At 63.4% G+C, this 13,673-nt stretch carries 16 protein-coding genes; 10 read left to right on the top strand and 6 right to left on the bottom strand.

Going from position 1 to position 13,673, the window contains the following annotated elements:
* Positions 1 to 126: 126 nt before the first annotated feature.
* From D906_RS04345 to D906_RS04330, 4 genes are all read left to right on the top strand, one after another.
* Entirely contained in the window at positions 127 to 1,764 is a 1,638-nt protein-coding gene (locus tag D906_RS04345) for a phosphoethanolamine transferase (RefSeq protein WP_019098496.1), read from the top strand.
* A 101-nt stretch (positions 1,765 to 1,865) separates the two neighbouring features.
* Positions 1,866 to 2,999, top strand: coding sequence for a ribonuclease D (gene rnd / locus D906_RS04340; protein ID WP_025753900.1), 1,134 nt, complete (start codon positions 1,866 to 1,868; stop codon positions 2,997 to 2,999).
* Positions 2,996 to 3,289, top strand: coding sequence for a YcgL domain-containing protein (locus D906_RS04335; RefSeq protein ID WP_025753899.1), 294 nt, complete (start codon positions 2,996 to 2,998; stop codon positions 3,287 to 3,289). Before rnd ends, D906_RS04335 begins: the two co-directional genes overlap by 4 nt.
* Before the next feature lie 2 nt (positions 3,290 to 3,291).
* Positions 3,292 to 4,224 carry a D-2-hydroxyacid dehydrogenase gene (locus D906_RS04330; protein ID WP_027615337.1) on the top strand — a complete coding sequence of 311 codons (933 nt, stop codon included), beginning with the start codon at positions 3,292 to 3,294 and terminating at the stop codon, positions 4,222 to 4,224.
* Positions 4,225 to 4,292: 68 nt separating this feature from the next.
* On the opposite strand, the gene D906_RS04325 is transcribed toward D906_RS04330, so the two are convergent.
* Positions 4,293 to 4,886 carry a nitroreductase family protein gene (locus D906_RS04325; protein ID WP_016711945.1) on the bottom strand — a complete coding sequence of 198 codons (594 nt, stop codon included), beginning with the start codon at positions 4,884 to 4,886 and terminating at the stop codon, positions 4,293 to 4,295.
* 143 nt (positions 4,887 to 5,029) lie between these two features.
* On the opposite strand from D906_RS04325, the gene D906_RS04320 reads away from it, so the two are divergent.
* Together D906_RS04320 and D906_RS04315 are read left to right on the top strand one after the other, a co-directional pair.
* On the top strand, positions 5,030 to 5,479 hold the full coding sequence (locus D906_RS04320) for a YcgN family cysteine cluster protein (RefSeq protein ID WP_025753897.1): 450 nt from the start codon (positions 5,030 to 5,032) through the stop codon (positions 5,477 to 5,479).
* Positions 5,480 to 5,520: 41 nt separating this feature from the next.
* On the top strand, positions 5,521 to 6,729 hold the full coding sequence (locus tag D906_RS04315; RefSeq protein ID WP_027615336.1) for a hypothetical protein: 1,209 nt from the start codon (positions 5,521 to 5,523) through the stop codon (positions 6,727 to 6,729).
* A gap of 45 nt (positions 6,730 to 6,774) precedes the next feature.
* Here the strand turns inward: D906_RS04315 and D906_RS04310 are convergent, their stop codons facing one another.
* From D906_RS04310 to D906_RS04300, 3 genes are all read right to left on the bottom strand, one after another.
* Entirely contained in the window at positions 6,775 to 7,113 is a 339-nt protein-coding gene (locus tag D906_RS04310) for a YgaP-like transmembrane domain (protein WP_019098501.1), read from the bottom strand.
* A 194-nt stretch (positions 7,114 to 7,307) separates the two neighbouring features.
* Positions 7,308 to 7,778, bottom strand: coding sequence for an RNA methyltransferase (locus tag D906_RS04305; protein ID WP_016711941.1), 471 nt, complete (start codon positions 7,776 to 7,778; stop codon positions 7,308 to 7,310).
* 72 nt (positions 7,779 to 7,850) lie between these two features.
* Positions 7,851 to 8,222: a YajD family HNH nuclease gene (locus D906_RS04300; protein WP_016711940.1), complete on the bottom strand. Its 372-nt coding sequence runs from the start codon at positions 8,220 to 8,222 to the stop codon at positions 7,851 to 7,853.
* Between the two features lie 132 nt (positions 8,223 to 8,354).
* On the opposite strand from D906_RS04300, the gene D906_RS04295 reads away from it, so the two are divergent.
* Positions 8,355 to 8,633, top strand: coding sequence for a hypothetical protein (locus D906_RS04295; protein ID WP_019098502.1), 279 nt, complete (start codon positions 8,355 to 8,357; stop codon positions 8,631 to 8,633).
* Positions 8,634 to 8,735: 102 nt separating this feature from the next.
* On the opposite strand, the gene D906_RS04290 is transcribed toward D906_RS04295, so the two are convergent.
* On the bottom strand, positions 8,736 to 10,778 hold the full coding sequence (locus D906_RS04290) for a S9 family peptidase (RefSeq protein ID WP_027615335.1): 2,043 nt from the start codon (positions 10,776 to 10,778) through the stop codon (positions 8,736 to 8,738).
* Positions 10,779 to 10,870: 92 nt separating this feature from the next.
* Between D906_RS04290 and D906_RS04285 the strand changes: the two genes are divergently transcribed.
* From D906_RS04285 to D906_RS04275, 3 genes are read left to right on the top strand one after another with little or no spacing between them, the layout of a single operon-like run.
* Positions 10,871 to 11,368 carry a hypothetical protein gene (locus D906_RS04285; RefSeq protein ID WP_025753895.1) on the top strand — a complete coding sequence of 166 codons (498 nt, stop codon included), beginning with the start codon at positions 10,871 to 10,873 and terminating at the stop codon, positions 11,366 to 11,368.
* A 17-nt stretch (positions 11,369 to 11,385) separates the two neighbouring features.
* Positions 11,386 to 12,159 carry a class II glutamine amidotransferase gene (locus tag D906_RS04280; RefSeq protein ID WP_016711936.1) on the top strand — a complete coding sequence of 258 codons (774 nt, stop codon included), beginning with the start codon at positions 11,386 to 11,388 and terminating at the stop codon, positions 12,157 to 12,159.
* Positions 12,160 to 12,168: 9 nt separating this feature from the next.
* Positions 12,169 to 12,690, top strand: coding sequence for a DUF2937 family protein (locus D906_RS04275; RefSeq protein ID WP_025753894.1), 522 nt, complete (start codon positions 12,169 to 12,171; stop codon positions 12,688 to 12,690).
* Between the two features lie 45 nt (positions 12,691 to 12,735).
* On the opposite strand, the gene D906_RS04270 is transcribed toward D906_RS04275, so the two are convergent.
* Positions 12,736 to 13,650 (bottom strand): LysR family transcriptional regulator, encoded by a 915-nt coding sequence (locus tag D906_RS04270; protein ID WP_016711934.1) that lies wholly within the window; start codon positions 13,648 to 13,650, stop codon positions 12,736 to 12,738.
* Between the last annotated feature and the right edge of the window lie 23 nt (positions 13,651 to 13,673).

Here is a 13,673-nt window from a genome sequence, read left to right as displayed (position 1 = left end):
CGCCCTCACGAAATTGTTACCAACTTTTTCACAAAAAATTGATGACGCGCTTTCTAGAGTTCGCCCAACTTTCCCACGGTGCCAGCCGGCCTGGGGGTTGATAATCACTCTTGATTGCGAACGCTAATGCTCAACTTCAAATCCCTGCGGACTGAATGGGTCACGCTGCTGGCCAGCCTTTATCTGCTGATTGGCTTGAACATGTTCCTCTGGGAGCACCTGCAAGAGGTGGTGCCTGCCGGCCTGTCCGGGCTGTGGCTGAGCCTGGCGTTTGCCGTGCTGATGTTGTTCGCTTTCAATCTCATCCTCACGTTGTTTGCCTTCCGATATGTATTCAAGCCGATACTTATCCTGTTGTTCATGAGTGGCGCAGGTGTGGCTTACTTCATGAATCAATACGGCGTACTTATAGATGCGGGTATGTTCCGCAACATTGCAGAAACCAACGTAACCGAAGTACGCGACCTGCTTTCGCTGAAGTTTGGCTTGTATATTCTGGGCTTGGGCGTGGTGCCTTCGGTGCTGTTGTGGAAGGCGCCCATTGCCTACCGTCCCTGGCACCGCGAGCTGCTGGGCAAGCTGGTAGTCAGTGGCGCCTGCGTGGTAGCCCTGGGCTCGGTGGCGCTGGTCAACTATCAAGGGTTGTCCTCGCTGTTTCGCAACCACCACGAATTGCGCCTGATGCTGACCCCCAGCAATATCGTCGGTGCTTCCATTGGCTATGTCAGCGAACGCGTCGGTACGGCATCGCGTCCTTTCCAGCACTATGGCGAAGATGCCAAGCGTGATGTCGCCTGGCAGAAGCATGAGCGCAAGTCGTTGACCGTGCTGGTGGTGGGTGAAAGTGCGCGGGCCGACCACTTTGGCGTGTTGGGCTATGACCGCGATACCACCCCGAACCTGGCCAAGGAGCAGGGCCTGGTGGCGTTTTCCGATGTGCATTCGTGCGGTACGGAAACGGCTGTCTCGGTGCCGTGCATGTTCTCGGGTATGGCCCGCAAGGAATATGATGCCCGCGTGGCCAAGAACCGCGAAGGGCTGCTGGATATCCTCCAGCGGGCCGGCCTGGCCGTGCAGTGGCGCGACAACCAGTCGGGCTGCAAAGGTACCTGCGACCGTGTGCAGTTCATCGATGTCAGCAACCTCAACGACCCGCAGCTGTGCGCCAATGGCGAATGCCATGACCAGATCCTGCTGCAAGGGCTGGACGCGCTGATCGACAACCTCGACAAGGACACCGTGCTGGTGCTGCACCAGATGGGCAGCCACGGCCCGGAATATTTCAAGCGCTACCCAAGTGACAGTGAGCGCTTCACGCCGGTGTGCCAGAGCAACGCGCTGAACCAGTGCAGCGAGCAAGACATCATCAACGGTTACGACAACACCCTGGCTTACACCGACAAAGTGCTGGCGTCGCTGATCGACACCCTGCGCAGCAAACAGGACAAGGTCGACACCGCGATGATTTACCTGTCCGACCATGGCGAGTCGCTGGGTGAGTACAACCTGTTCCTGCACGGCACGCCTTACGCCATCGCCCCGGAACAGCAGAAGCACGTGCCATTGCTGACCTGGTTCTCCGACAGCTACAAAGAGGATTTCGGTATCGACACCGACTGCCTGGCCAAGCTCAGCGATGCGCCGCTGTCGCAGGACAACCTGTTCCACTCCATGCTCGGCCTGTTGCAGGTGCGTACCGAGGTGTATCAGCAGTCGCTGGACATGTTTGCCAGCTGCCGTCCGTGGTTGGCGGCCAAACGCTGACCCACACAACACCACCACTTATCGATATCAAGGATGGCCCGGGTTTCACCAGCAGTGCCCGCGCCGTATATACTGCGCGCCAATGTTAGTGGGAGAGCCTTGTGGCCATCGAAATTCACTGGATCCGTGACGACCAGAGCCTGGCCGAACACTGCCGCGACTGGCACCAACTGCCTTTTGTCGCTGTCGACACCGAGTTCATGCGGGTTGACACCTTCTACCCGAAAGCCGGGCTGATCCAGATCGGCGACGGCCAGCGTGCCTATCTGATCGACCCGTTGCTGATCGGTAACTGGCAACCCTTGGCCGACTTGCTCGAAGACAGCGGTGTGGTCAAGGTGCTGCACGCCTGCAGCGAAGACCTCGAAGTGCTGTTGCGCCTGACCGGCAAGCTGCCGCAGCCGCTGTTCGACACTCAGCTGGCAGCCGGCTACCTGAACCTGGGCTTCTCCATGGGCTATTCGCGCCTGGTGCAGGAGGTGCTGGGTATCGAGCTGCCCAAGGGCGAAACCCGCTCCGACTGGCTGCAGCGCCCGCTCTCCGACACGCAGGTCAGCTATGCCGCCGAAGATGCCGTGCACCTGGCCGAGCTGTTCACCGCCTTGCGCCCGCGCCTGAGCGACGACAAGTACGCCTGGGTGCTGGAAGACGGCGCCGAGCTGGTGGCTGCGTTGCGCCGTGAGGTCGAGCCCGAGACCCTGTACCGCGACGTCAAGCTGGCCTGGAAGCTGGCCCCTCAGCAACTGGCGGTGTTGCGAGAGCTGTGTGCCTGGCGCGAGCGTGAAGCCCGTAGCCGCGATGTGCCGCGCAACCGCATCCTCAAGGAGCACTCGCTGTGGCCCATGGCCAAGAGCCAGCCGACCAACCTGTCGGCGCTGGCCAGGATCGACGAGATGCACCCGCGCACCATTCGTCAGGACGGTGAGTGCCTGATCAAGCTGATCCAGCGCGCCGCCAGCCTGCCTGCCGAGCAGTGGCCCGCGCCTTTGCCCGAGCCGTTGCCGATCGAGGCCGCCGGCATCCTCAAGCAGCTGCGTGCCATCGGCCAGGCCGAAGGCGAGCGCCTGGGGATCGCCCCCGAGCTGATGCTGCGCAAGAAAGCCCTGGAAGCGCTGCTCAAGAGCGGCTACCCCAATGGCCCTTATCAACTGCCCGATTCGCTGCGCGGCTGGCGCCGTGAGCGTATGGGCCAGGCCCTGCTGGACAGCCTTGCAGGTGCCGGAGAGACCCGATGAAACGCATTTGCTCGATCTACAAGAGCCCCCGCAAGAACGAAATGTACCTGTATGTGCTCAAGGCCGAGGGCCTGGAGCGCGTGCCGGAAGCTCTGCTGCCATTCTTCGGCACCCCTGTGCATGCCTTCGACCTGGTGCTCACCCCGGAGCGCAAGCTGGCCCGCGAGGACATCGCCAAGGTGCTGGAGAACCTCGACAACCAAGGCTACCACCTGCAGATGCCGCCAGCGGAAGACGAGTACATCGAGCACCTGCCTGAAGAGCTGCTGCGCCGAAACGACCCGGTCTGACCATGCGCGTACTGATTGCTGAGCATGATCATGCTCGTTACGCCGCGCTTTTGCGTGAAGCCGCGCCTGATGTGGAAGTACTGACCAGCGGTGATTCCGCCGAACTGGCCCGCCTGGCACCACAGTGCAAGGTGTGGCTGGGCCAGCCGGACCTGCTGGCGAGCTTGCTGCGCCAAGGCCACAAGCCGGACTGGGTGCAGTCGACCTGGGCGGGTATCACGCCGTTGCTGGCCGATGGCTTGCCGCGTGACTATCGCCTGACCCGCGCAGTAGGCATCTTTGGCCAGGTGATGGCCGAGTACATGCTTACCTACATGCTCGGCCACGAACGCGAGGTGCTGTCGCGCCTGGTCAGCCAGGTGGAGCGGCGCTGGGACGCTCGCCCAGGACGTACGCTGGAAGGGCGCAAGGTGCTGATCGTGGGCACCGGCGATATTGGCCAGCGCGTGGCCGAGTTCCTGCTGCCGTTTGGTGTGGTGTTGTATGGGGTTGCCAGCAGTGCCCGGGAGCAGGCACCGTTCGTCGAGGTGGCGGCACTGGCCGACTTGCCGCGCATGGTTGGCCAGGTCGACTACGTGCTCAACCTGTTGCCGGATACCCCGGCGACCCATGACCTGTATGACGCGGCGCTGTTCAAGTGCTTCCAGCCGAGCACGCTGTTCATCAATGCCGGGCGAGGCGCGGCGGTGGTGGATGCGGACCTGGTCGAGGCGCTGAAGGAAGGGCATCTGGCCGGTGCAGTGATCGATGTGTGCCGCCAGGAACCACTGCCTAAACAGCACCCGTTCTGGACCGCCTGGGGCTTGCTGCTGACCGGACACAGCTCGGCACCTACCTCGCCGGCGGCGATGGTGCGGCTGTTTGTCGAGAATATGCAGGCGTATGAAGCGGGGCAGGGGTTGCGGGGTGAAGTGGATTTTGCCCGGGGCTATTGATTTGTAGTGCCTGTACTGGCCTTTTCGCGGGCATGCCCGCGAAAAGGCCAGTAAGGCCATCACAGGGCTTACAGGCTGAAATCACCCTCGGCAGCCAGCTCGCTCAATGGTTTGCGCGGGCTCGGCACTTCACGTGCCTGCAACGCCTCATCCAGGCTGGCCTTGTCACCCAGTTTGCCGATCGCCACCATGGCATGCAGCACATAACCTTCAGGAACCTTCAGCTCCTGACGCGCCAGGTCCTGGTCGAAGCCGGCCATGCCATGGGTGTGCCAGCCGCTGATGCTGGCCTGCAGGGCCAGGTGCCCCCAGGCGGAACCGGTGTCGAAGGTATGCCACAGCGCCGGCTTTTCCTCCGTGGCGCCCGGGGCGGCGAAGGTGGTCTTGGAAATGATCAGCACCAGCGCCGAGGCCTGTTGTGCCCAGCTGCGGTTGAACGGCACCAACAGGTTCAGGTAACGCTCCCAGTTTGGCGTGTCGCGGCGGGCATACAGGAAGCGCCAAGGCTGCGAGTTGTACGCCGACGGAGCCCAACGGGCGGCTTCCAGGAAGCTCAGCAGGGTCTCTTCGCTGATCGGCTCGGCGGTGAAAGCACGCGGCGACCAGCGGTTGATGAACTGTTCGTTGATGGCGTAATCGGCAATGCGAGGGTTGGCACTCATGACAGCTCCTGCAAAAGGACGGGAAACCCGCACGCTACTGCGTCCCGTCGCGACTGACAAGCGGTCTGGCTTTGCGCAAGGTCAGGCTCTAGACTGGCGCCGCCGCGCGCCGTGGCCTATCGATGAATGCAGGAAACCGTGTGATGATCGCTGAAAACGCGCCGTTCTGGCGGCGCAAGACCCTCGAACAACTCAGCCCACAAGAGTGGGAGTCGCTGTGCGACGGCTGCGGCCTGTGCTGCCTGCAAAAGCTTGAGGACGAGGACGACAACAGCGTCTATTACACGCGCATCGCCTGCAAGCTGCTGGACTTGCACACCTGCCAGTGCAGCGACTACCCCAACCGCTTTGCCCACGTGCCGGACTGCATCCAGCTCACTCCGGGCAAGGCCGACCAGTTCAAGTGGCTGCCGAGTACCTGCGGTTACCGCCTTGTCAGCGAGGGCAAGGACTTGCCCGCCTGGCACCACCTGGTCTGCGGCGACCGCCAGCAAGTCCATGAACAGCGCATTTCCCAGTCGGGGCGTATGCTCAGTGAACACGATGTGCACGAAGACGACTGGGAAGACCACCTGATCTTCCGCGCCAGCTGACCGGCGCGGCCCGCTGCCACGGGGAAACAAGGAGTTTCTGTATGCGTTGCCAGCTGTTGCTGTTGTTGGGCCTGATGGCCAGTTCGCCGGCCTGGGCGAAAAAGGTCGACCTCGACTACCAGGTGCGTTTGTTGCCTGCCAGTGGCCAGGCTGAAGTCCGCCTCACATTGGCCGAAGGCAGCGCCGTGCGCAGCCTGGACTTCGACCTGGGCAAGGCCGGGGCCTACAGCGGCTTCCAGGCCGATGGCCAATGGCAACTGCAGGGGCAGCGCGGTGTGTGGCAGCCGGCGGCCGGCAAGACCAGTCTCACCTACCGCGTGCAGTTGGACCAGAAGCTCGCCAGCGGTGCCTATTCTTCGCGTGTTACCCCGCACTGGGCGTTGTTCCTCGGTGACCAGCTGGTGCCGCCCGCGCGCCTTGATAAGCAGGATGGCACCGAGCTGGTGGCACGCCTGGCGTTCGACCTGCCCGAGGGCTGGAAGAGTATCGAGACCTCCTGGCCGCGCATCGGCAAGGACAAGTTCCGCATCGACAACGTTTCGCGCCTGTTCGACCGCCCCACTGGCTGGATGCTGGCTGGCGATCTTGGCAGCCGCCGTGCTCGCCTTGGCGATACCGAGGTCACCGTGGCCGCACCGGTGGGGCAGGGTATGCGGCGTATGGACAGCCTGACCCTGCTGACGTTCATATGGCCGCAGTTGCAGGCGGTGTTCCCGCGCAATCCGCCGAAGCTGCTGCTGGTCGGTGCCCGTGACGGCATGTGGCGTGGTGTAATGGCGGCACAGGGTTCGCTGTACCTGCACAGCGCCCGGCCGATGGTAAGCGAGAACGGCAGCAGCCCGTTGCTGCGCGAAGTGGTTCAGTTGTTTGCGCAGATCCATGGGCGTGACGGCAGTGACTGGCTGGTGGAAAGCCTGACCGACTACTACGCCAGCGAGTTGCTGCGCCGCTCGGGCGGGGTGAGCGATGACCGCTACCAGGCCTGGCAGGCACGCCTGAGCAAGCAGGGCGCCAAGGTCACCCGGCTCAAGGGCGAGCGCGCAAGCCCGGCTCAGGTGGCGCGCGGGGTGATGCTGTTGCAGGCACTGGACAAGGAAATCCGTATCCATACCCAGGCCAAGCGTTCGCTGGACGATGTGGTACGCGGGTTGATGCGTCTGCCCGGCGTGAGCACCGAAGACTTCGTCCAAATCAGCGAGAACGTGCTGGGTCGCAAGTCCGAGGTGTTGCAGAGCAAGGCGTTGCGCTAGATATCTGCATCGCCTGTACCGGCCTCTGCGCGGGCAGTGCAGAAATCAACGTCCAGCCAACGGATCCTGCCCAGTCACCGACACCCCTCTGGTCGCGGCCTTGGCACTGGCCTTCAACGCCTCCAGCTCCGCCGCGCTGCGTTCTATGTCCGAACGCAACCGGTGATATTCCTGCCGATGCCGCTGCCACCACGCCTTGGTCGAGCAATGCCCGCTGACCCCGCGTGCCACCGCAACGCCTCCCACCACCATTTGCAGCAAACCAATCAGGCCGCCATGGCGCAGCCCCTTGCTGAACATCAACGCGCCACCGGCCAGCGAGCCGACCCGTTCCAGGCCATGGACATTGTGCTGCGACGACGTCGCGTTATGGATATCAAGCATGGCAAGGCCTCCTTGTGAAGTGTAAGCAGCTGACCCTTTCACCCTCGCCAGGGTTCAGTCGGTGCGCCCGGCGACATCCCGTGTCGTGCAGAAGGCTCATCCACGCTGGGTTTCGATCCAGAAGAGCAAGACCGGTGCTGTTCTGACGGAGTTCGGCACCTGGCCGCCCTGCTATTGCAGTGGCGGCCTTTTTATTACTTGAACTTCGGCCCCGAGCGGGTATTCAGCCCCTTGGCCATGCGGTCGTACAACACCACATTCACCGTCGCCGCCAGGTTCATGCAACCTTCGGTCGGTATGTAGATGGTCTCTTCACACCAGCCCCGCACATCCTCGCTCAACGAGCCGTCCTCTGGCCCGAAGATGTAGATGGCACGGTCCGGGTGGGTGTATTCCGGCAATGGCCGCGCACCTTCCACCAGCTCCACCGCCACCGGCGTGCAGCCTAGCGGGATGATGCGTTGCAGGTCGTCGATGCCGATCAGCGGAATGTCGTAATGCACGCGCTTGGTGTCGGTGACGAAGTCACGCGCGCGTTCGTAGCGTTTGCCGGTGTAGAACACCGAATTGACGCCGTAGCAGCCCGCCGCGCGCATCACCGAGCCGACGTTTTCTGGCGACTTGGGGTTGAACAGGCCGATGCAGCTGTATCGTTTGTTTGCCACGTACCGGGGCCCTTCGCGAAAAAAGCGCGATTATACGGGCTGCCCGGTAGCAGCGGGGGGGCGAATCGATGGTCAGTCTTTCTTCAACATGCCCGCCAGCCCGGCGAACGGGTTGTGGGTGGCCTTGGCGATGCTCGGGGTGCTGGTGGAGCCTTCGCTGAAGTACTGCTGGTCGGTGTAGCGCGAGTGCTCGTTGTCGTGGCAGTACAGGCACAGCAGTTCCCAGTTGGAGCCGTCCTGCGGGTTGTTGTCGTGGTTGTGGTCGCGGTGGTGTACGGTCAGCTCGCTCAGGCGCTTGCCTGAGAACTCGCGGGCGCAGCGGCCGCACACGTGCGGGTACATTCTCAGGGCCTTGTCGCGGTAGCCCATTTCCTTGTCACGCTTGGCATCGGCCAGGATGCGGTCGAGGCGCGCGGTGGCGGCGGCGGAAGAGGTGGAGCTCATGGTGTTTCCTTTGTTCTGATCAGGCAAATGACGGTTATGTCATTGAGTCTAGCGCGCTAGCAGGGCGGGCGGACAGGCGAAAGCTTTGATTTAGGCGTAGCCTGTAGGAAGGTTCCCGACAGGAGGTTGCTGATGGTTCACGCGATCCTCACCGTGCTGTTGTTGGTTGGCTTGCCGCTGGCCGAAGCGGCCAGCACGCCACCCCGGTTGACGACGCCTGTGCCTGGTGCACCGGGTACGCCGACGCCCACGCCATACCCGCAGGTTACCCCGAGTACGCCGCCCAAGGCTTATGACAGCCAGCCGGGGGCGCCGCTGTTGCCGCCCATGCCGGTGCCGGGGCCACCGAAGGATCAGCCGTTGCCGGGGTTGCGGCCGGAGCCGCCGAAGCCGGCGGTGCAGGATGATTAGGGCTATACGGCTTTAGTTTTTTGGCGCCTGTGAGATCGAGCGCCGCGCCGGCGGCGCTCGGTTTCACAGGCGCAGAAAACCTGTCGGCGAACCCTCCAAACCTCACACCATACCCAGCTCGCCAAACACGAACGCATATTCCAGCGCCACATCCTTGAGCCCCTGGTACCGGCCGCTCATGCCCCCATGGCCAGCACCCATCTCGGTCTTGAGCAGCAGCAGGTTGCTGTCGGTCTTGCGGGTACGCAACCGCGCCACCCATTTGGCCGCTTCCCAGTACTGCACGCGGCTGTCGTTGTAACCCGCCACCACCAGCATCGCCGGGTAGGCCTGGGCTTTCACGTTCTCATACGGCGCATACGCCTTGATCCGCTCATACACCTCGGGCTCTTCAGGGTTGCCCCATTCGTCGTACTCGGTCACGGTCAGCGGCAGCTCGGGGTCGAGCATGGTGTTGAGCACGTCGACGAACGGCACTTCGGCAATTGCACAGCGGAACAGCTCGGGGCGCAGGTTGAGCACCGCGCCCATCAGCAGGCCACCGGCGCTGCCGCCACTGATGGCCAGGCGGTCAGATGAGGTGACGCCTTCGGCAATCAGGTGCTGCGCACAGGCGATGAAGTCGCTGAAGGTGTTGTGTTTGTGCTCCTGCTTGCCGGCGCGGTACCAGGCCTCACCCAGTTCACCGCCGCCACGCACATGGGCGATGGCAAAGGCCACGCCGCGCTCCAGCAGGCTCAGACGTGCATGGGAGAACCACGGGTCGAGGCTTTCGCCGTAGGCACCGTAACCGTACAGGTAGAGCGGCACGGTCTTGCCCAGGTCCTGGCGGCGACGCACCAGGCTGATCGGCACCCGGGTGCCGTCTGCTGCGCTTGCCCACAGGCGCTCACTCACATAGTCATCGGCATTGAACGCACCCAGTACAGGGGTTTGCTTGAGCACGGCCTGGGCGCCTGTGGCCAGCTCCAGCTGGCGCACCTGGGCTGGGCGGTTGAGTGCCTCGTAGCGCAGGCGTATGCGGGTGCTGGCGAACTCCAGGCTGTCCTGCACGTACAGGCTGTAGGCCGCGTCTGGGAGTTCGACGCGATAGGCCGGCAGAGCCTGCGGGCGTACTTCGATGATCGGCAGGCCGCCTTCGCGCAGGCTCAGGGTCAGGGCGCTGGCGTTCAGGCTGAGGCCTTCGAGCATGATCGTGTCGCGGTGTGCCACCAGCACCTGCCATTGCTCACGGCTTGGTACGGGCGTGGCCGGTGCGTGGTACAGGGCAAAGTTGATGCCGTCCTGGTTGGTGCGGATAAACCAGCGCCATTCGCCATCGAGCTGACCGTGGTCGGGGAAGTACTCGTGGCCTTCGACACGCGGGGCCAGGCAGGTAAACGGCGCCTGTGGAGTTTCGGCGTCCAGTACCCAGGCTTCGCAGGTGGTTTTGCTGTTCAGCAGCAGCACCAGCTGGCGCTCGGAGCTGGTGCGGTAGCAGTGCAGGAAAAAGCGCCCGTCGGGCTCTTCGAACACGGTCTGGGCACCGTCGTTGCCCAGGGTGTGGCGGCGCAGGCGCCATGGCCGGTGGGTGTCATCCAGTTCGGCGAAGAACAGCGTCTGGCTGTCGTTGGCCCAGGTCAGGCTGCCGTCGCAGTCGTCGAAGGGCAGGGCAGTGACGTTGCCGTTGGCCAGGTCTTTGACGTACAGGGTGTAGATTTCGTCGCCGCTGGTGTCGAGGCTGTAGGCCAGCAGGCGGTGGTCGGGGCTGACGTTGAAGGCGCCCAGCGACAGGAAACCACCCTTGGCCAGGGCGTTGGGGTCGAGCAGCAGTTGCTCCTGGCTTTCATCGACCGTATTGGCGTCGTCGGCCGGACGAGGGCAGCGGTAATGGCGTGGGTATTCGTCGCCAGCGGTGGTGCGGGTGTAATAGAGGTAAGGGCCCCAGGGAGACGGCAGCGACAGGTCGGTTTCCTGGATGCGGCCCTTGATTTCTTCGAACAGTTGCTCGCGCAAGGGGGCCTGGTCAGCCAGGCAGGCTTCCTGGTAGGCGTTTTCGGCTTGCAGGTAGGCGAGCACCTCGGGCGTGTCGCGCTGTTGCAGCCAGGCGTACGGGTCGGTGGTGTTGTCGGCGTGGGCGATGGGCGGCTGGGGCTTGTTGGGCATTGGTGATCTCTTGGCTAGGGACAGGCAAACACTGTCTGCGCCCGGAAAAGTGTTTATCATAGGCGTCTCTTTGCCTGGCTTGCACGAACACCATGACCGAGAACGACTACACCTTCGCCTGGGGCCTGTACGCTGTGGCCGCTTTGGGCTGCCTGCTGGTGGGCTTCAAGCTCACCGGCTGGATGTGGCGCTGGCTGCGCGAACCGCTGCGGGTGGTGCTGGCGGTGCTGTTGCTGACCCCGACCGTGGTTGACCCGGTAAAGGACAGCTTCGCCCCGGCCATCGCCATCACGGCCCTGGATGTCGCGTTCAAGGTCGGCAACAACGCCTGGCGTGCGGTGTCCGACTTCGCCATGTACGGCATGATCGCCTTCGGCCTGTATTTCCTCTTCGTGTTGCTGCGCTGGCCACTGGAAAAGCGCGCCCGCGAGCGCCGTGCGCAAGCCGAGGCTGCTGCCCATCGCCAGGCGACCGAAGATGACCAGCTCTCCGCCCAGGCGCCCTTGGCTGCCGATCGCGGTGACCGTTACCGCGACGACCCACGCCCTGCCGCACCGCGCGGCAATGGCCGGGTCGAGCCCCGTCTGTAAGCGCAGGAGACACGCCTATGTGCGAACTGCTGGGCATGAGTGCCAACGTCCCCACCGATATCGTTTTCAGCTTCACCGGTCTGATGCAGCGCGGCGGGCGTACTGGCCCGCACCGTGACGGCTGGGGCATCGGCTTTTACGAAGGCCGTGGTCTGCGCCTGTTCCAGGACCCGGCAGCTAGCAGCGAATCGGAGGTGGCCAACCTGGTGCAGCGCTATCCGATCAAGAGCGAGGTGGTGATCGGCCACATCCGCCAGGCCAACGTCGGCCGGGTGTGCTTGTCCAACACCCACCCGTTCGTGCGGGAAATGTGGGGCCGCAACTGGTGCTTCGCGCACAACGGCCAGCTGGGCGACTTCAAAGGCCTGGCCAGTTTCTACCGGCCGGTCGGCGACACCGACAGCGAAGCGGCCTTCTGCGACCTGCTCAACCGCATCCGCAGTGCGTTCCCCGAGCCGGTGCCGGTGGAACAGCTGCTGCCGGTGCTGGTCGAAGCCTGTGCCGGCTACCGTGGCCAGGGTGTGTTCAACTGCATGCTCAGTGACGGCGACTGGCTGTTCTGCTTCTGCTCGACCAAGCTGGTACACATTACCCGACGTGCGCCTTTTGGTGCCGCGCGGTTGAAGGATGTCGACCTGATCGTCGATTTCCATACCGAAACCACCCCCAACGACGTGGTCACGGTGATCGCCACCGAGGCCCTGACCGAAAATGAGACCTGGCAGCGCTACGAGCCGGGTCAGTGGGCCCTGTGGCGGCACGGCGAGTGCGTGGCGCACGGCCAGAGCTAAGGACGCTGCATGTTCAGAAGTTACCTGCGGTTGCTGCTGTTCACCTTCGGCCTGCTGGCCGGTATTCAGGTCCCGGGGCTGGTCAAGGACTACAGCCAGCGGGTCGAGGCGCACCTGTTCGAATCGCGCGAGGCGCTGGATGGCTTTCGGCAAACGGCCGAGCGTTTTTTCAAGGGCGACTTGCAGGCGCTGCTGCAGCATTACCGCAGCAGTGACGACCCGGTGTTCAACAGTGATGCCAACAGCATCGAAAGCCTGATGATCCGCAACGAACTGCTGGAAAACGAATGGCAAGCGTTGCAAGGGCCGTGGGCGCAGCGTACCTGGCATGTGCTGGTGCAGGCTGATCCGCAGTTGCGGGAAGAAACGCTGAATGGCTACAGCTACCAGATTCTGTTGGTCCCCGAGGCGGTCGGCTGGGGTGTAGGGGCCGGGTTTGTGCTGGCCTTTGTGGTTGAGAGCCTGTTGCTGGGGATTGGCTGGGTGATCCTGGGCGGGCGGCGTGGCGCGGTGAAAGAGAGCTGGCGCTGACGTTCGCCTCGATCTCACAGGCGCGGAAAACCTAACGGCGAACAGCTACGAAGCTAGCACAATCCGCTGCCCACCCACATCTCGGGCATACAGCTCCAGTACCTGCCGGCAAACCCCGACCACTTCATCCACCAGCGCCACCCCGGTCTGCCAGGCCACCACCAGCTCCAGGCTGGGCGGGGGTTGTAGCCCTTCCAGCAACACCAACTCACCCCGGCCCAACTCGGCATCCACCAACGCTGGCGGCAACGCGCCAATACCAAACCCATCGCGTAACAGCCGGGTAATCGCCGCCACCGAGTTCACGCAGTTCAGCCGCGGTGCCTCAGCCCCCGCAGCTTGCAGCAAGCTCAGCACCTCCTGGTGTGGCCGCGAATTTTTCGAAAAGGTGATGATGCGCTCGCGCCCAAGCTCGGCCAGCGACGCATAGTCCCGGTGCTGGTGCGAGCCTGCGGCCACTACCCAGCCCATCGGGTAACGCGCCAGGTCCAGGCTGCGGATCGACTGCTCGCGCAGGAGGTCGGTCTGCAGGATCACGTCCAGAAAACCCTTCTGCAGCTGCTCGCGCAGGTTCAGCGCAGTGTCGGCCACCAGTTCGATTTCCACCTGTGGGTAGCGCTCGGTCAGCTCCGCCACCAGTGCGCTCATCCAGGTGTGGATCACGGTGTCCATCACCCCGATACGAATGCGCCCAACCTTGGCCCGGTCGCTGTCCAGCGACTGTTTCATGGCCTTGGCGGTTTCCAGCATGCGTTCGGCATATTCCAGCACCTTGCCGCCTTCCGGCGTCAGGCTGACCCCGCGTGAGTCGCGCAGCAACAGCTTCACGCCAAGGTCTGCCTCCAGCGCGGCAATGCGGCTGGACACCGAGGCTTGAGTGGTGAACAGCTTTTCTGCGGTCAGGCGGAAGCTCTTGAGCCGGGCGACCCAGACGAAGGTTTCGAGGAAGCGAAGGTTCATGATCAGTTTTTCTTGTTCCAGAC

It is taken from the genome of Pseudomonas sp. LAIL14HWK12:I1, from assembly GCF_003202095.1.
In the GTDB taxonomy this organism is placed as follows: Bacteria; Pseudomonadota; Gammaproteobacteria; order Pseudomonadales; family Pseudomonadaceae; genus Aquipseudomonas; species Aquipseudomonas monteilii.
Note: the sequence above shows the minus strand (reverse complement) of the source record. Positions and strands in the feature narration are given on the sequence as shown.